Genomic DNA, 17,963 nt, shown 5'->3' with positions numbered 1-17,963 from the left:
CCAAGGAAGTAGAGTATTCGCTCTAGAGGTGTTAATGAAATATTTACAAATCATTTTGCTATCGCTATTAGCGGTAAACATCAGCACAGCAGAAGCAAAAGAGATTGCTTTTAGCGATGCATGGCAACAGCTACTTAACGTTAGCGATAAGCTGCAAGCGAGTATGCAAGAGGTCAATCGTGCGCAGGCAGAAAAGCAGGCTGGAGACGATCTAAACCTACCTTCTATTTCAATTAATGGCAGTTATACGCGGTTAGAGAAACCGATTGAGCTGGACCTGCGCGATCTTAATCCGCTGGCAAGTCTGGACCCCGCAACTTTACCTCCCGCACTCGGTGGTGCCATTGGGGCGATTCCGGGTTCGCTGTTTGTAACGCCTTTTACTGAACAAGATATTTTTCGCTCTAGTTTACAGGCGATGTGGCCTATCTATACCGGCGGCCGTATCACCGCTGCACAAGGGATCCATGAAGCGCACGTGGCAGAAAAGGAGCAGCAACATCAACTGTCGACGCGAGATCTGTTTGTCCAACTCGTTGACCGCTACTATGCGGTAGCCGTCAGCGACGCACTAATGAACACCCGAGCTCAGTTGGTTGAAGCGCTCAAAGAACACGCTCAGCATGCGATGAAACTTGAAGAGCAAGGACAGATCGCTAAGGTTGAACGACTCAATGCGCAGGTGGCGTTAGAGAATGCCAAGGTTGATTATGCCAGTGCTCGCCGTCAATTGGAGATGAGTAAAATTGCGCTAGCACGCATGCTGCACGAGTCAGACATTAATACCGCTTCGCCTCTGTTTATTGTCAACAGTACACCATCTCTTGGTCAGCTTAATCAGCTTACCTTGTCGCATCATCCGGCACTTAAGTTACTCGAAGCCAAAGAGCACCAAGCTCAAGGGCTGATAGATGTCGAAAAGGGCAGCTATTACCCGACAGTTTTCCTCTACGGTAATTACACCTTGTATGAGGATGATAGCCTGTTTGCGAAGGTTGAACCTGATTGGATGGTGGGGGTAGGGGTTAAGATCCCGCTGCTGAGCCGCGATGGTCGCAGTGGTAAAGTTGAAGCGGCTAAAAGCGCGCTACTGCAAGCCCGCTATACCAAGGCGCAAACCCAACAAGATTTAAGTTTGCTATTAGATCAAAGCTATCGCCAACTTCTGCAGGCGCAGGAGGAGGCTGGGTCACTTAATTTATCGCTCGACTTGGCAATAGAGAATAAGCGTTTGCGCGATTTAGCCTTTAGCCAAGGGTTGTCAACCTCGATAGAAAAAGTCGATGCCGAACTCAAACTCAGCGCCGTTAAAACCCAGCAGTTAGCAGCGCAATATCGTTATGTTCAGGCTTATGCCAGATTGATGGCCGTGAGTGGTCAGTTAGATGAATTTATCGGTCGTTCACGCGGCGTCCAGGAGAGATAAGATGCGCACCAATAGAGTGTTAGCCATTGTGGCATTGATTGCGCTAGTGGCATTGCTAGCATACGGATTAAAGTTAGCCCACACCCCTAAGCCTGATAGGCTGCAAGGACAAATTGAAGCAAGGGAATATAATATCTCTTCAAAAGTGCCGGGCAGAGTCGACCAAGTGCTCGTTCGTCGTGGTGACAGCGTAGAAGCAGGTGATCTATTGTTTGCTATCGATAGCCCTGAGCTCAATGCCAAGTTAATGCAGGCCCAAGGTGGGCGCGATGCGGCTAAAGCGCTGCAACAAGAGGCTGATAATGGTGCGCGCAAACAGCAAGTGACAGCGTCAAAGGAGCAATGGCTTAAAGCTAAGGCTGCCGCCAGCTTGGCTGAAACCACCTATAATCGCGTCGAAGCTCTGTTTGTCGAGGGCGTATTAGCGCGCCAAAAGCGTGATGAAGCCTTTACCCAGTGGCAAGCGGCTAAATATACCGAGCAAGCTGCGCTTGCCATGTACCAGATGGCCGATGAAGGTGCTCGTGTCGAGACGAAAGCGGCCGCAGCCGGTAATGCGCGCATGGCTGAAGGGGCCGTGAATGAGGTCAGTGCTATTCTGGCCGACAGTCAAATGCGTTCGCCCAAATCGGGTGAAGTCAGTGAAGTCTTGCTGCAAAGTGGTGAGTTGGCCCCAAGTGGCTTCCCAGTCGTTAGCATTATCGATATGCAAGATGCTTGGGCTATTTTTCAGGTCAGAGAAGATCAGTTAAAGGCGTTTAAAGTGGGAGACACCGTCGAGGTTGAGATCCCTGCGCTGGGAGAAACCCATGGGTTTACCATTGCACATATTAGCGTGATGGGAAATTTCGCCACCTGGCGCTCCACCGAAAGTGGTCATGACTTTGATATGCGTACCTTTGAGATGGAGCTACGACCTACAGCGCCTATTGCAGATCTGCGAGTTGGCATGACGACCCTTTTGGTACGTTAACCATTGGCTTCCATGAAGCAATTAATCAAACGCGAGCTGCATGCACTGTGGCATGACCCATGGCAGCTTGCGTTGGTGAGCTATATTCCTTTAGTGGGCATTTTTGGTCTGTGGTGGCTCTTTAGTGCGGGCTTGCCACGCCAGCTGCCTGTTGCGATTGTGGACCAAGACCAGAGTCAAATTAGCCGGATGTTGGTGCGCCAACTCACAGCGAGTTCGGTGATCACCCCGATCCACTACCAAGATATCAATAGTGCCAAGGCGTCCATGGAAAAGGCGGAAACTTACGCCATGGTGGTGTTGCCGTTTCAACTTAATCGTGACCTACTGACCGGTCACCAGCCTAGTATCGATATTCGCTATAACAGCCAATATTTGCTGGTGGGCAAGTTATTGTCTAGTCAAATTCAGTTGAGTTTAGCCGATGGATTAAAAAGCAAGGCGTTGATCAAACAGTTGGCTGCGGGCGTGCCCATGGCGCAAGCTGAGGTGAACCTTAATCTGGTTAAAACCCAGATCAGCGCACTATACAATGCCAACAGCAACTATGTGGTGTTTTTACTTCCTCCCGTGCTGATTGCGCTCGGTCAGTTGCTTGCCATGTTAGTGTTTGCCAACTCACTTAATCGTGAATTAAGGTTAAGCACCCTACAAGAGTGGTTTTCTTTAGGTACACGCCGAGTGTTATGGGCCAAAATTCTAGTTTATACCCCGCTAATTGTGCTGCAAGGGCGACTGATTTTAACCTTGCTCTATCAGTATTTAGGTTTGCCATTAGCAGGTGAGTTTGGCCAACTGCTGCTGGCACAAATTGTGATGCTATTGGCGGTATGGCTGTTGGTCTTAACTATCTTTTTCTTGCTACAAGACAGCGCCAGAGTCGTCAGTTTTTGTACTGCGCTTTTTGCGCCAGCCTTTCCATTTATGGGGATCACTTTTCCAACGCAAGATATGCCGCAGCTGGCTCAGTGGTGGCGGCTATTAATGCCTTCTAGTCATTATATTGATACTCATGTTGGCGTGGTCAGTTATGGGCAGAGCTTTGCGACCTTTACTCAACAAGTGGTGAGCTATTGGGCTTATCTATTATTGATCCCTGTTATTGTATTTTTGGCGCGTAGAGTGAAACGAATGACAAACTCTATTACGGTGCAACCCAGCGGTAGTGAGGCGAGCTAGTATGAGTTTTTGGTCGTTAATGATGGCAGATCTCAAATCGATCGTGACCGACAAAGCGATTGCGATAACGCTGTTTGGTGGTGTGCTATTTTATTCAGTGCTCTATCCATTACCCTATCTCAATGAGGTTCCCACTAAGCAGCAAATTGTGGTGATTGACGGCGATCATACAAGCTTAAGTCGGCAGCTCATTCGCCATGCTGACGCAAGCCCTAAGCTTGATGTTGTAGGTCAGCTGACAACGATAGATCAGGCGCAGCAGTGGGTAGCATCAGGGAAAGCCCATGGTTTCATGGTGATACCAGAGAACTTTAGGCGTGATTTGATCCGTCAAAAAGGGGTGACCTTAGCCTATGGGGGGGATGCTAACTATTTTCTGATCTATTCTGCTGTTGTCGAAGGATTAATGTCTGTTGGAATAGATGCTGGAAAGTATGTGCAATTTAATGGGCTGCTTGCCAGGGGAAGTTCTGCCAAACAGGTTAAGCATGATTTAGACCCTATTAAGCTTAACAGTGTGCCAGCCTTCAACCCCAGCTTAGGTTATACCCCTTATGTGGTGCCTGGAGTATTGCTGTTGGTACTGCATCAAACCTTATTAATTGGTGCAGGCATTTTAGGTGCTGGGCAGTGGGGGAGAGCTGGCTATTGGCAGCAAGCATCGCCGCTAGAACTGATCTTGGCCCGGGTGACGGTATTTGCACTCATCTACAGCTTTTTCACCTGTTTTTATGTGGGGTTTTGTAACTATTGGTATGGGGTCAGTGTGCAGGCTGAACTCGCTCAGGTTTTGCTGTTTTTAGTGCCGTTTATTCTCTGTACGGCTGTCGCCGGCGTGGCGTTTAGTTGTTTGTTTACCCGTCGGGATCTGCCCACTCAAGTATTACTGCTGATCTCTATGCCTATTCTATTTGTGTCTGGATTTATTTGGCCGCTTGAGTTGATTCCATCGCCGCTAGTATGGCTTGGGCAGATTGTTCCCGCAGTGTCGACGATTCAGGGCATGTTACAGCTTAATCAGATGGGCGCGAGTTGGCCTAGTGTGGTGCATTTTTGGTGGCAACTTTGGGGCCTAGCATTGGTTTATTTTATGCTAGCCTTTATTGGTGTCCGCTATCGATTAAAAGCGCAGTAGATAACAAAAAGCCCGCAGTTAAGCGGGCTTTTTAATGGCAGGCGAATGTGTAACTTAGGTACCTGTTAGCTCAACATTGATGCTGACTTCAGTCTTGATCCCCTTAGGGGTGACCAACTCAATGCTCACGCTGCTGGTTTTTGACGACTCGCCAACACTTGTGGGGTCAATATCATTGGTGACATTAAAGCTTGTTGATGTACCGCCGTCACTGTTTAGATTCGGCACAGTATAAGGCCTATAGCTAAGTGTGCCTTCACTGGCCGTGATGTTAAGGTTTGAACCTGCTGGCAGAACCTGCTTGGCGCTATCAAATAGGGTGATGGCGAAGCTAGCACTTGCTCCTGCTGGGAGTGCACTAACCGGATTACTGATCCCTTGGCGTGTATCAAGAATCAGATTGCCATCCTGGCTGATAATAAAGTCTGCGGTTGAGCCCGACATTGTCATTACCAATGCTTTGCGGATATAGGTTTTGTTGGCCTGCTCCTTACCGCATAAACTGCCTTCACACTGTGGACCATTGAACAAGGTATCGCGTGCACCATAGGTGGTTTCTCCCTTGGTATTGAAGAATTTTTCCCCTTGGTCGTGGACAAAGTTTTCATTATCGTCACGGAAGGCATCAGGCAGATCACTAAAGCCATTAGGCATATAGTTTTCCCTATCCATACCGTTACCACTACAAGCGATTTCAGTGGCCCCTAATAAACAAGCATTAACGGCTGCTCCATCATCGAAGACATTGTTGCCATTGGTATCGAAGAAGGTCTCATGGCCTAAGGCATAAGCCAATACCGTAATGCGATGGTCGCTGACTCTAGGGCTCGCTGATGTCCAAGTGACAGCGCAACTGCCATTAGTCGTTAAGCAACTTGAGCCAATTTGCCCACCTTCACTGGTAAAGTTGATGGTCGTGTCATCGGGAGCGGGGTTGCCGAAACTGTCAGAAGCATAGGCGGTAATTGTGACCGTTTCACCATTGTGATCGCCCGCTTCTGGGTTAGCCATTGAAGTGCTCAGAGAGAAGCCCAGTTGCTGGGGAAGGCCCGTGTTAACGGTTAATTGCTCTGACTGGCTGGTAATGGTTTCATTGGTGTCAGCATCGGTGGCCGACGCAACAACGCGCACTGGTGTCGGCACGGTTCCCGAAAGCACACGAATACTGGCAAGCCCCTGAGAATTAGTCAGGCTCTGGGCCGTTGCTTGGCCATTTGAGAAGCTTAGTCCGCCGACGACCGTATCTAAATCAAATTTGACGGTCTGTTGGCTGGTCGGCTGCCCGTTAGCACTGGTCACTCTGAACGTGACCAATGACGATTCGCTGCTACCTGTGCCGCCAGCCCCCTTGATGCGGATATTGGCCGGTTCGGCAGAGATAAAGCTTAGGCTAGCTAGTGTTTGTCTGGCCAGTGTAAAGGGTAGGCTTGCGCTTAGCGTTTGGTTACCCGCCAGCACTGAGGCAACGATAATATCATCGCGCTCACTGTTACCGCTGCAACTTGAGTCCTGGAACGTTGATGTGGCGCTGCCTGACAATGTAGTCACCGGCGAGTCTAAGCTGGCATTGTTGCTGCTGACACAGTCAGAGCTAAAGCTTACCGCCGTTGGGGTTTGTACGCGGGTGATGCTGCCGTCATCGGCTTGATTGACTATGCTTGCTGTGACACCGAAACTGCCGCCTGCGCTGATCACATATTGACCGTCAGTTGGCGTTAATGTGGTGGCAAGCGTGCCTTCGACAAAGCTACCACTGGCATCAAAATGGCCCAACTTTAGTGTGCCGTCCCCGCCAATGGCATCTGCTGGAAGTACTTCGTACAGGCTATTGCTTTGGTAGGTAACACCTTTATAGGTGATGCTTGTGTTGAGGCTTGCAGCGCCTAAATCTGTGCTGCTAGGGGTATAACTCACCTGAGCGATACCACTTGATTTAGTCAGTGCTGAATTGGGCGTTAAGGTGGCGCCGCCCGCCGTAAAGGTAACGATTTGCTGTGGGATACCTAGGTTGGCATTATCGACGAATTGTGCTTGAAGTTGCACTGTTTCGCCGACTTTTAGCTGTGTGACGACAGACCCTGTTTTCAATATACTGGCGTTGAGTTTTGGTACCGTTTCACCAGGTGTGGTGCCGTCACTGATAAACTCATAGTTTTTGGTGCTGCTAAGGGGGTCTTGCTCGCCAGTGCTTGGTGTTAATGTGGCGGTAACAATACCTGCGCCAATGGTCGCAGCACTGTTACTGAGGATAACTTCGGCAAGACCATTACTTTGGGTTAGCTTAGTCGTTGGGGCTATTTCGCCATACGTGGCGCTGAAACTGACTAACTCACCACTGCTGTTGCTGCCACCTTGTGTGACATGGGCAACGACGCAGATACTACTGCTAGTAGCAAAACTCAATTCGTTTGTCGGTTCACTGCATTGGCCATTTTCAACAGTCTTATAGCTTAGTGATAAAGCAAAATCGCCTTGGTTACCGCCAGTGTCGGTACCCTCTGCCGCGCCGTTACAAGCACTTAGCGTCAAAGCGAAAACAAGGGTAAGACCGAAATTTAAACAGTTTTTTATTAGTCGCATAAGCAACATCCTTGTGAAACGAAATAATAGACTTGTGGACAGGGTGTAATAAAAAGCCGAGTGGTTACTCGGCAATCTCTGTTCGCAGATACTTAACCAGTTCAGTCGCCGACTTTGACGCTTCATCGGGTTTCTTGGTCAGCTCTTTATTGGTCTGCCTGACCAGTTGACGTAGCTTTTGGCGGTCGAGTTCAGGGTGCTGTTCAATGAGGGCCTGAATCGCATTGTCGCCACCGCTTAGCAGTGCGTCTTTGGTCTTTTCTGCCACATTGAGTTTTGAACTCTCATTGCGGTTTTGGTTTAGCACGTTTTTAAGATCGGCCTGCAAGGCTTCAATATCAACGTTACGCATGATCTTGCCAATATATTGCAAATGGCGGCGGTAGGCTTCGGTATTGATGCGAATGGTTTTCGCTTTCAGTACGTTGTCATAAAGTAATTCATCTAGCTCAAGCTTATTTATCTGACTCTTGCTCAGGGCAACCAACTGTTTACCGAGTTCTTGGTAAATCGCGATTTCTCGCTTGGTTTCAGCTCTGCTGACATATTCTTCATCATGATCGAAGGGCTGTTTAAAGTGTTCTGAGTCACCAACAATATTCATTTTCAAAAATCTCTAACAATAACTGCCTTAATAATACCATTTGATTGGAATAACGCCTATGAAGGACGTCAGTTATTTAATGTTAAAGCGCAGCGGGTTTGTTATGCTACGGCAATTATTGATAACAAAAGAGTAGATTTGTGCCTTCACCTAGCATTGAACTTGAACTGAATTCATTAAAAGACGCCGTATCGATGGCATTAGATTATGCCGCCAAGCTGGGCACATCAGGTGCTGAGGTTGCAATCAGTAAGCAGCAGGGATTATCGGTTTCGACTCGGTTAAAAGAGGTTGAAACGGTTGAGTTTAATAAAGATGGTGCGCTAGGTATTACCCTGTTTAGAGACGGGTGCAAAGGTAGCTCCTCAACTTCAGATTTAAGTCCAGAGGCCATTCGTCGTGCCGTAAAGGCAGCAGATGATATTGCTCGGTTTACCTCAGAAGACAGTTTTAATGGCTTAGCAGATGCGTCATTGATGGCGACACATATTGAAGATCTTGAGCTTTACTATCCTCATGAGACAACGCCCCTAGCGCTTGAGTTGTTAGCCGCTGCCGCCGAAGAAGCAGCCTTGAGCAGTGATCCACGTATTAAGAATTCTGACGGTGCCAGTGCCAATGCGCACACAGGGATGAAAGTCTATGGTAATAGTCATGGTTTCTTGCATGGTTACTCTAGCTCTCGCTATAGCTTAAGCTGTGTTGTGATTGGTGAACAAGACGGAAACATGCAGCGAGATTATGATTACACGGTAGCCCGTAAGTTTAGCGACTTGTGGACACCTGAAGCTGTGGGTCTTAAGGCTGCACAAAAAACCTTAGGTCGCTTGGGTGGGCGTAAGATTGCCACCACCAAGTTGCCTATTTTGTTTGCCCCAGATGTGGCGACAGGCTTGATGGGGCATTTGGTCGGCGCCATTAGCGGTGGCAGCTTGTATCGTAAGTCGAGTTTCTTGCAAGATGCTATCGATACCCAAGTGTTTCCCGATTGGTTTACCATTGCCGAACAGCCTCATCTCAAAGGGGCATTAGCTAGCGCTTATTATGACAGCGAGGGTGTGGCAACTATCGATCGTAATATTATTGATAACGGTATCTTATCCACTTACCTATTAACCAGTTATTCGGCGCGCAAGCTTGGGCTGACCAATACTGGTCATGCTGGCGGTATCTATAACTGGACGCTGGCTCATACAGGGCAAACCTTTGATGAATTAGTCAAACAGATGGGCACTGGACTGATTGTTACCGAAGTCATGGGGCAAGGCGTTAACGGCGTCACTGGCGATTACTCACGCGGTGCGGCTGGCTTCTATGTGGAAAACGGTGTGATTCAATATCCTGTTGAAGAGATCACAATTGCTGGCAATCTTAAAGATATGTATCGCAATATTGTGGCAGTGGCGAAAGACAGGGATCTACGTTCGTCCATTCGTACTGGTGGCATCTTACTCGATGAGATGAAAATCGCCGGCAGTTAATTGCCTTCAACATAAAAAAAGCGAGTACTTAGGTACTCGCTTTTTTTATGTCTGTCACTTTATCTTTTCGCTGGATGTTTACGGTACCACCGCTTGTATATATGGTTATCCATATATATACTTTTCCATATATTATAGCGAGGGGATTGGCTATGTGTACACCCATTTTTAAAGCGTTGGCCGACGAAACGCGCCTAAAAAGCATACTGTTGATCCATGATCAGCAAGAGTTATGTGTATGTGAGCTGATGACGGCCCTGGATGAGAGTCAACCCAAAATCTCACGTCATTTAGCACAGCTCAAAAAAGTAGGTTTACTGAGTGACAGGCGTCAAGGTCAATGGGTATTTTACCGCATCAACCTAGATTTATGTGATTGGGAGTTGGCGGTGGTACAAGCGACAGCAAAGGGTAACCAAGGTTTAATCGCCGAGGGACAAGCGCGCCTGAACAAGATGGGCGATCGTCCTGAACGCGTAAAAGCGTGTTGTTAATGAGCTGTCGAGGCGAGTGAAAAGATAGCTGAGTAGGAGTGGGAAAATGGGATTGTTTGAACGTTACTTAAGTGTGTGGGTAGGGCTTGCTATTGTCGTGGGCGTCCTTCTGGGAAATCAACTTCCAGAGCAGTTTGCCCTTATTGCGTCACTTGAATATGCCAAGGTGAATCTGGTCATTGCGTTGCTGATTTGGGTAATGATCTACCCCATGATGGTGCAGATAGATTTTACCGCGGTGAAAAATGTGGGCAAGCGCCCCAAAGGCTTACTGCTGACACTCGTGATTAACTGGTTAATTAAGCCCTTTACCATGGCCTTTTTAGGCTGGTTATTTTTTAAAGTGTTTTTTGCAACCTGGGTTGATCCGCAAACCGCCAGTGAATATATCGCTGGGATGATTTTACTTGGCGTAGCACCGTGTACGGCAATGGTATTTGTATGGAGCCAGTTAACTAAGGGGGATCCTAATTATACCTTAGTGCAAGTGTCGGTGAACGATCTCATCATGGTAGTAGCCTTCGCTCCAATCTGCGCATTTTTACTGGGTGTGAGTGATATTCAGGTACCTTGGGAAACCTTGCTGTTGTCGGTATTGCTGTATGTGGTATTGCCGTTGATCGCTGGCGTATTAACCCGTCAATTATTAAATCGACATGGCGATAGCCAAAGACTTAATGCGTTTGTGGGACAAATTAAGCCTTGGTCAATGATGGGGCTACTTGCCACTGTGGTGCTATTGTTTGGCTTACAGGCCGAGACGATTTTGGCTCAGCCGCAGAATATCGTCTTGATTGCTATTCCGCTGCTGATTCAGACCTATGGCATCTTTTTTATTGCCTACTTTGCGGCGCAAAAGCTCAAGGTGGAGCATGCGGTCGCAGCCCCCGCTTGTATGATTGCGACCTCTAATTTTTTTGAGTTAGCCGTTGCCGTAGCCATTTCGCTATTTGGTTTACATTCGGGGGCGGCGTTGGCCACGGTCGTTGGAGTATTAGTTGAAGTCCCAGTGATGCTGTCGTTAGTGGCCTTTGTTAATTGGCGCCGCAGTCGCTATCAGCACACGATCGCCAACAATGGTTAATTCGAGCAAAAGCAAATTTTTGTTGCAAGCATACAGGAACTTAACGCATGACAATTAAAATAGGTATCAACGGTTTTGGCCGTATGGGGCGCTTAGCACTCCGCGCTGCGTGGCAGTGGGATGATGTGGAGTTTGTGCAGATTAATGATCCAGCTGGTGATGCTGCCACCTTGGCGCATCTGCTGACGTTTGACTCTATCCATGGGCGCTGGGAGCATGAGGCGACAGCCGATGGTTCGGGCATTGTGGTTGGCGATCGGCGCATTGCAACCACGATGAATAAAACGATTGGCGAAACCGACTGGTCGGGATGCGATCTCGTGATTGAAGCATCGGGCGTGATGAAAACCAAGGCATTACTGCAAGCCTATTTAGATCAAGGCGTAAAGCGCGTGGTCGTTACAGCTCCTGTGAAAGAGGAGGGGGTGTTAAATATCGTCATGGGTGTGAACCAACATTTATACGATAAAGACAAATACCCTATTGTGACAGCCGCATCTTGCACCACCAACTGTTTAGCACCAGTGGTTAAAGTCTTGCATGAGCAGATAGGCATTAAGCATGGCTCAATGACGACAATCCATGACATCACCAACACCCAAACTATTTTGGATGCACCCCATAAAGATTTGCGCCGGGCGCGTGCATGTGGTCAGTCATTGATCCCCACGACTACCGGCTCTGCAACCGCAATTACACATATCTTCCCTGAACTAAAAGGTAAGTTAAACGGTCATGCAGTGCGAGTGCCGCTCGCCAATGCGTCTATCACAGACTGTGTGTTTGAGATGCAGCGTCCTGTCACCGAAGCTGAGGTAAATGGGCTGTTTAAACAGGCTGCTGAAGGTGAGCTTAAAGATATTTTAGGCTATGAAGAGCGCCCACTGGTGTCAGTAGATTATAAGACAGACCCGCGTTCAAGCATTGTGGATGCGCTATCGACCATGGTGGTCAATGATACCCAGCTTAAAGTTTATATTTGGTATGACAATGAGTGGGGCTACGCGAACCGCACCGCAGAGCTTGCGAGAATGGTTGGTCGTTTAGATAAGGCGTAGCCGGTATTTTACATTGCCTAGACAGGGAAGTGATGATTGATGTTTGCCACGATGCGTACACTACCTACTGAGATACGACAATACCTTATTGTCACAGGTAACTATTGGGCATTTACCTTGACCGATGGTGCACTGCGGATGCTGGTGGTGCTGTACTTTCATCAACTTGGCTATTCGCCGTTAGCCATTGCGATGCTATTTGTTTTTTACGAGTTTTTTGGAGTGGTCACTAACTTAGTTGGGGGGTATCTCGGTGCACGTTTAGGGCTCAATCGCACCATGAATATTGGCTTAGGTTTGCAAGTGGTGGCCTTGTTGATGTTATTGGTGCCTAGCGTTTGGCTTACCGTGCCATGGGTGATGGCCGCCCAAGCTGTATCTGGGATCGCTAAAGATCTCAACAAGATGAGTGCTAAAAGTAGCGTAAAAATGCTGGTGGCTAAGGGCGAAGAGGGCAGACTATACAAATATATTGCGGTGCTGACTGGCTCTAAAAATGCGTTAAAAGGCGTGGGGTTTTTCTTGGGTGGAGCACTGTTGGCTCTGATGGGGTTTCAGGGGGCGATTGTCTTGATGGCGACCCTATTAGCTGCCGTGTTGCTGATGAGTATAATCAAGCTAAAACAGGATTTAGGTAAAGCGAAGAATAAGCCTAAGTTTAGTGAGCTGTTTTCTAAAAGCCGTGCCATTAACATCTTATCAGCAGCGCGTATGTGCCTGTTTGCCGCGCGTGATGTGTGGTTTGTGGTGGCACTACCTGTATACCTTGCCAGTCAGTTTGGCTGGGATCATACAGCGGTCGGTGGGTTTCTAGCATTATGGGTGATAGGGTATGGTGCGGTGCAGAGTGTGGCGCCTCGCATTACCAGGAGCCAATCTGCTTCAGCCCCGGATGGCCGCGCTGCGTTGTTGTGGGCTTGCTTATTGACCTTTATTCCTGCTGTCATCGCACTCATTATGGCTGCAGATTATTCGCCGTCTTATTCTCAAGGTGCGCTGCTATTAGGCTTGTTGCTTTTTGGTGGCGTGTTTGCGGTGAACTCTTCGTTGCACAGTTACCTTATTGTGAGTTATGCCAGCGACGATGGCGTATCACTCGATGTCGGCTTCTATTACATGGCCAATGCCATGGGGCGCCTGCTCGGCACTCTTCTATCTGGTTGGGTGTATCAGCAGTTTGGGTTGATTGCTTGTCTGTGGATCTCTACGTTGCTGCTTGGCATCACGGCTGTGATCAGTGTGTGGCTGCCTAGGCGATAACCTGAGCATCAAGAGTCAGTCTTTTTAGTTGGCAGAGTAACGGCTAGCTCCCTCTTTTTAGGAAGTTGTGTTTGAGGTCGACTCTTTATCGTTACTGAATGCTTGGTGTAGATGACGCGCATATATGCTGGGGCATATCAGGGGCATCCTCGGTCTGCCGCCAAGGGGGATAAATCACGCCTACACTCGGTCATACCATCTCTTCGATTGGGTTTTATTTTGTGTCAGCATTAAGTTCAACGCTCACTTGGTTTGGCACCAAAGTGGGTTGGCCTTGGAATGAAGGGATGGCATTTTTGGGATTAGCTTATGTAGCGTTTGGCTGGGGGGAATTGGTTAAGTGAGCTTGAAGGTCGTACCTTCATAGCAATCAATCACCTGCGGTGAGCTTGTGTGCAAGCACTCTTTTGGCACGGTGAGTGAAGCATTGCTTCATGCTAACGAACGAGAGGCAGGGATGCCGAACTGGCTTTTAGATAGGGATATTGTTGTGAGCACATCCTTGGCCGCTTAACGAAAACATCTGACCTACATGGAAGTAGGGAATGCCGAAAAATGTCGGGAACATTTTTGGCCATGATTTCGAAGGCCAAAACCGCGCTTACACAGGGTTACTCACTCTCTTCGATTTAACTTCATTTGGGACTAATAATGCATTAAAAGCTAACTTAGTTTTGCCCCAAAGTGTGCTGGCCTTGGAATGAAGGTTTGGCATTTTTTGGATTAGCTTATGTAGCGTTTGGCTGCATCTTATTTGTTAAGGGTATTTGAAGGTCGTACCTTCAATGGGAGTTAATGGCTTGCAGCAGGCTTATGTGCAGATACTGCTTCAGGACGCTTTGCGCCATCCTTGGCCGCTTAACGAAAACATCCATGTTTTCGATACCCTCAGCTGCATCTACACTGGGTTATTTTCTCTCTTCGATTTTGCTTCATTTGGTGTGAGGGGCGAGTAAAAAGCTAACCTAGTTTTGCCCCAAAGTTTGTTGGGCTCGGTAGAACCATGTCTACTCATGGCTCGTAATCAGATGAGAAAAATTCATACATTGGGCAAAAGCATGACGTGCCTTTTTTCTGCTAACTAAATTTCTTTCTGAAGAGTGATATAATTAAGACTCATTGCTATCTCGATTGAACTAAGCAAGGTAACCCATCCTACCTTTTTGCTTGTCGTGTTTGTCTTTACCCTCTGTTAGATGCGCCAGTTACAATCTTGTCGACGAGATTAAACTTTCTTTTCAGTGCCTTATAACCTTATGGTAAAATTTTGGCATATGGAGGGGTTATGGCAACAATATCACGTAAAGACAGAGCTTTATTAACGAAGTATTTCCAGATGGACGGTGGGTACGTTCTAGATTTTTCGAACAGAACCTTTGCCAACTTTTTTGAAGAATTTGAGATTGATATCGAAGATGAAAAGTATTCTCTAAATTACTCTTCAGCTTCTAAAGGCAATCGAATGAAAGGCTTTTGGGATTTAGAAGACAATCAGACTGTTGGAAATGTTCTATTGGGTTTAATTGAGCAATACGACGAACAAAGAGCTAATAGCTATAACGGCAATCAAAATCATAGTGATGAGCTGCGAGAGAAGAGCCTAAAGATTGGTAATGAGCTGGTCAGTGGTATTTATAATCCGGACATTAAGCCTGGTGCTAGACTAGCGCAACAGCATAAAATAACTCGACCAACCAAGCAGTTTAGCCAAGCTGAATTAGAGAGCATTTTTGCATTGCCTACTGAGTCAGTGCAACCAACTCAAATCCCTACACAATCAGTGCAAGTTGCTCAGCCTTCTCAAACTGTTAGCACACCTGCTCAGGCGTTTAATTTTGACCCGCCTAACAAGCAGCAAGTCTTTATTGTTCATGGTCATGATGATGTGCTTAGGTTAGAAGTCGAAAACTTCATTAGAAAAGTAGGTTTAGAGCCTATTGTGCTGATGGACCAAGCCAGTGGTGGTAACACTATCATCGAAAAGATTGAAAGATGTGGTGATGCTGACTTTGCTGTTGTTTTGTATACACCATGTGATTTAGGTAAGCACAAGAATGCTAGTGAACTGAATGGTCGTGCTCGTCAAAATGTTGTTTTTGAACATGGTTATTTCATTGCAAGACTCGGTAGACAGAAAGTAGCTGCCATTGTTAAGCAAGGAGTAGAAATCCAAAACGACATTCAAGGCGTTGTCTACATCGGTGCAGAGCTTGATTGGCGCACAAGCCTCTTGAAAGAATTTCATCAAGCTAAGTTGAATTTTTATCCTTCTGGCCTCTATACAAGCTAGCTAATAGGGTCAGGCCTTGCCTTTTGCCTGTCGGTGTTTTTCCGAATTCGCGTAACACATTTGTGTCCAGAAACGATTTAACTTCTGATTGCCTAAGTCATACTAATAAGGCTAAATCGAAGAGAATGAAAACTCGGTGTAGGTGCGGCTGTGGCCTTCCGTGACATGGATGTCACGGCAGAGCCTACAGGGAACGTACTTGCGGCGTGTCACAGAAGTACCTGCACGAATAGCCTGCTGCAAGCAATTCAAAACAATGAAAGTCAACGCTACCATCAATAAATAAAAACAACTTCGTCAAATGTTACAAGCCAAAAATGCCAACACCTTCATTTCAAGGCAAACACACTTTTGTCCAGAAACGATTTAACTTGTGATTGCCCAAGTGATAGCAGCAAGGTTAAATCGAAGAGATAGAAAGCTCGGTGCGAACTCAGTTGTGACCTTCTGAGGCATGGCCGCTCTCTGACATCCATGTCATCGCGGCATTTGTGAATCCATTCACGTCAGATACCGAGGTAGAGCTCACATGGAAGTGCTCGAACAACGTCCATGTCTAAAAGCCAGTTCGGCGTCCATGCCTCTCGTTCGTAAGCACGAAGCTACGCTTCTCTCACCGTGTCACAAATGTGTTTGCACGTGGGGCCTGCTGCAAGCAATTCAAAACAATGAAAGTCAACGCTACCGTCAGCGAAATAAAAACCAATACAGCCAAATGTTATAAGCCAAAAATGCCAACACCTTCATTAGAAGGTCTGTTTATTTTTGTTCAATAACGAGTTAACTTTTGGTTATCCAAGAGATACCTGTAAGGCTAAATCGAAGAGAGTGATAATTTAGTGTAGGCATGGAGGTGGGCGTTAACAGCATGCTGCAGGCAATTGATGAACCATGAAGCCATGGTTCGCAGAGCCCTTTCAAATTTCAAGTCGGCTGAACGCAAAGCAATTGAAACAGCGCTTCGCCTATCAAATCGCCATTGAGACCTTGTGCAGCTACAGGTGAGCTACCTTATTTAAAGGTATACAGCAGGTTAAAGGTGGTGACTGTATCCGTCTGTTTAGAGTCTTCTGGCACTATCTCAGTGTATTTAACGTTCATGCCAATCTTAAACGCCCAATCTTGGAACAGGGTGTTCTTGTAACTCATATCTAAGGTCAGTGTGTTGTTGTTCTCGCCGACTTCGGCGGTGAGATCGGCATTGAAGCTAGTATATTCGTGGATTTTCTGCTCAAATTTCGCCGCGGTACGTAAAATGATGTCGCGGTCGGCTTCAGGGCTGGGTTCCGATTCGCTCCCCTGAGGTAGGTTATATCGATAACCTGGGCCTATCTCTAAACTTAGTTTTGTACGGTCACCGCCAATGGCGTCAAAACCATAACCCGTGGAAACGGTTGAGATGCGGGTGTAACTACCAAACCTGTCTTCGGTAAAGTCACCCCGAGCAAAGACGTAACCGCTATAGAATTTGTAACTTGACTGGAGCTCTACATCATATTTCTCAGCGGTGGTCTTCTCTGAGTCGGCAGCGTAATAGGCTTTAAAAACACCTTCCTGTCTAAAGATATCCGTGTCGTAGACAAGTTTGGTGCGGCCATTAAAGCTACTCGACTCTGTGTTACCGGTATTGACCTGCAGCCCCGCTTCTATCTCGGCGGTAAAGTCGCTGGGTGGCTCTTGATAGTCAGGTGGCACTAACGCCCAGACACTTTGAGATAAAAGTATGGTGGTGAAAAATAGAGAAGCTCTTAACATTATTTTTATTCTTGTACGGCTTGAGTAAAGGGACCATCGCAATAGTTCACCATCATACCGTTTCATCGTTCAATCGGCAAAGTGAATAGCTAAAGATATCACTTGAGTTATTGGCACTTCCCATGTAATATTCCGCGGCTTAATTCAGTCACTTTAATTAGTTCCTTGCCTCCATTTGGTCTGACTGAGCCAACAACGAGGCTAGATAACCGTAAGGAGCAAAAAATGCGTCATTATGAAATCGTATTTTTAGTTCACCCTGATCAGAGTGAACAAGTGCCAGGTATGATCGAACGTTACACGGGTATTCTTACCCAAGCTGGCGGTCAAGTTCACCGTTTAGAAGATTGGGGCCGTCGTCAATTGGCTTACCCAATCATCGAACTGCATAAAGCTCACTATGTTCTTATGAACGTTGAAGCAAATGCAGAAGCGGTTGAAGAGCTAGAAACAGCTTTCCGTTTCAACGACGCTGTTCTTCGTAGCATGGTTATGCGCACTAAAGGTGCCATCACTGAAGCTTCTCCAATGGCTAAAGCGAAAGACGAGCGTGATTCACGTCGTTCTAGCGAAGATCGCCCAGCTGCTACTGAAGCAACTGAAGCATCTGCAGAAGCCACTGAAAACACAGCAGAGTAAGTTTA

The 17,963-nt window shown here is 47.1% G+C and carries 16 protein-coding genes; 13 read left to right on the top strand and 3 right to left on the bottom strand.

Going from position 1 to position 17,963, the window contains the following annotated elements:
* Positions 1 to 34: 34 nt before the first annotated feature.
* Genes BEL05_RS05415 through BEL05_RS05400 form a run of 4 tightly spaced genes read left to right on the top strand, consistent with a single transcriptional unit; the run spans position 35 to position 4,713 of the window.
* Complete coding sequence (locus tag BEL05_RS05415; protein ID WP_069670529.1) at positions 35 to 1,426, top strand: TolC family protein; 1,392 nt, start codon at positions 35 to 37, stop codon at positions 1,424 to 1,426.
* A gap of 1 nt (position 1,427) precedes the next feature.
* Positions 1,428 to 2,399 carry an HlyD family secretion protein gene (locus BEL05_RS05410; RefSeq protein WP_069670528.1) on the top strand — a complete coding sequence of 324 codons (972 nt, stop codon included), beginning with the start codon at positions 1,428 to 1,430 and terminating at the stop codon, positions 2,397 to 2,399.
* A 12-nt stretch (positions 2,400 to 2,411) separates the two neighbouring features.
* Positions 2,412 to 3,578 (top strand): ABC transporter permease, encoded by a 1,167-nt coding sequence (locus BEL05_RS05405; RefSeq protein ID WP_069670527.1) that lies wholly within the window; start codon positions 2,412 to 2,414, stop codon positions 3,576 to 3,578.
* A 1-nt stretch (position 3,579) separates the two neighbouring features.
* On the top strand, positions 3,580 to 4,713 hold the full coding sequence (locus BEL05_RS05400; protein WP_028764128.1) for an ABC transporter permease: 1,134 nt from the start codon (positions 3,580 to 3,582) through the stop codon (positions 4,711 to 4,713).
* A gap of 54 nt (positions 4,714 to 4,767) precedes the next feature.
* Here the strand turns inward: BEL05_RS05400 and BEL05_RS05395 are convergent, their stop codons facing one another.
* Positions 4,768 to 7,293, bottom strand: coding sequence for an Ig-like domain-containing protein (locus tag BEL05_RS05395; protein ID WP_069670526.1), 2,526 nt, complete (start codon positions 7,291 to 7,293; stop codon positions 4,768 to 4,770).
* A 64-nt stretch (positions 7,294 to 7,357) separates the two neighbouring features.
* Positions 7,358 to 7,897, bottom strand: a complete 540-nt coding sequence (yjgA, locus tag BEL05_RS05390; RefSeq protein WP_028764130.1) for a ribosome biogenesis factor YjgA — start codon at positions 7,895 to 7,897, stop codon at positions 7,358 to 7,360.
* A 140-nt stretch (positions 7,898 to 8,037) separates the two neighbouring features.
* On the opposite strand from yjgA, the gene pmbA reads away from it, so the two are divergent.
* The 8 genes from pmbA (at position 8,038) to BEL05_RS21265 (ending at position 15,846) form a co-directional block, all read left to right on the top strand.
* Positions 8,038 to 9,378 (top strand): metalloprotease PmbA, encoded by a 1,341-nt coding sequence (gene pmbA, locus BEL05_RS05385; RefSeq protein ID WP_028764131.1) that lies wholly within the window; start codon positions 8,038 to 8,040, stop codon positions 9,376 to 9,378.
* A gap of 152 nt (positions 9,379 to 9,530) precedes the next feature.
* Positions 9,531 to 9,872 carry a metalloregulator ArsR/SmtB family transcription factor gene (locus BEL05_RS05380; RefSeq protein ID WP_069670525.1) on the top strand — a complete coding sequence of 114 codons (342 nt, stop codon included), beginning with the start codon at positions 9,531 to 9,533 and terminating at the stop codon, positions 9,870 to 9,872.
* Positions 9,873 to 9,918: 46 nt separating this feature from the next.
* A complete protein-coding gene (gene arsB, locus BEL05_RS05375; protein ID WP_069670524.1) occupies positions 9,919 to 10,956 on the top strand; it encodes an ACR3 family arsenite efflux transporter in 1,038 nt (345 codons plus the stop codon).
* 47 nt (positions 10,957 to 11,003) lie between these two features.
* Positions 11,004 to 12,014: an ArsJ-associated glyceraldehyde-3-phosphate dehydrogenase gene (locus BEL05_RS05370; RefSeq protein ID WP_069670523.1), complete on the top strand. Its 1,011-nt coding sequence runs from the start codon at positions 11,004 to 11,006 to the stop codon at positions 12,012 to 12,014.
* Positions 12,015 to 12,053: 39 nt separating this feature from the next.
* Complete coding sequence (gene arsJ, locus BEL05_RS05365; RefSeq protein ID WP_069670522.1) at positions 12,054 to 13,274, top strand: organoarsenical effux MFS transporter ArsJ; 1,221 nt, start codon at positions 12,054 to 12,056, stop codon at positions 13,272 to 13,274.
* Positions 13,275 to 13,819: 545 nt separating this feature from the next.
* Complete coding sequence (locus BEL05_RS21015) at positions 13,820 to 13,978, top strand: hypothetical protein (RefSeq protein ID WP_175427321.1); 159 nt, start codon at positions 13,820 to 13,822, stop codon at positions 13,976 to 13,978.
* 581 nt (positions 13,979 to 14,559) lie between these two features.
* Positions 14,560 to 15,564 carry a TIR domain-containing protein gene (locus tag BEL05_RS05360; RefSeq protein WP_069670521.1) on the top strand — a complete coding sequence of 335 codons (1,005 nt, stop codon included), beginning with the start codon at positions 14,560 to 14,562 and terminating at the stop codon, positions 15,562 to 15,564.
* Between the two features lie 150 nt (positions 15,565 to 15,714).
* Positions 15,715 to 15,846, top strand: a complete 132-nt coding sequence (locus tag BEL05_RS21265) for a hypothetical protein (RefSeq protein ID WP_259651127.1) — start codon at positions 15,715 to 15,717, stop codon at positions 15,844 to 15,846.
* A 729-nt stretch (positions 15,847 to 16,575) separates the two neighbouring features.
* Here the strand turns inward: BEL05_RS21265 and BEL05_RS05355 are convergent.
* The gene (locus BEL05_RS05355) at positions 16,576 to 17,319 is read right to left on the bottom strand and encodes a DUF481 domain-containing protein (protein WP_069670520.1); all 744 of its coding nucleotides are present in this window, start codon (positions 17,317 to 17,319) and stop codon (positions 16,576 to 16,578) included.
* Between the two features lie 225 nt (positions 17,320 to 17,544).
* On the opposite strand from BEL05_RS05355, the gene rpsF reads away from it, so the two are divergent.
* Positions 17,545 to 17,958: a 30S ribosomal protein S6 gene (gene rpsF / locus BEL05_RS05350; protein WP_069670519.1), complete on the top strand. Its 414-nt coding sequence runs from the start codon at positions 17,545 to 17,547 to the stop codon at positions 17,956 to 17,958.
* Positions 17,959 to 17,963: the final 5 nt, after the last annotated feature.

The sequence above is a fragment of the Shewanella colwelliana genome (assembly GCF_001735525.1).
In the GTDB taxonomy this organism is placed as follows: Bacteria; Pseudomonadota; Gammaproteobacteria; order Enterobacterales; family Shewanellaceae; genus Shewanella; species Shewanella colwelliana.
The sequence above is the reverse complement of the archived record's forward strand: the minus strand, read 5'-3'. Positions and strand labels throughout refer to the sequence as shown.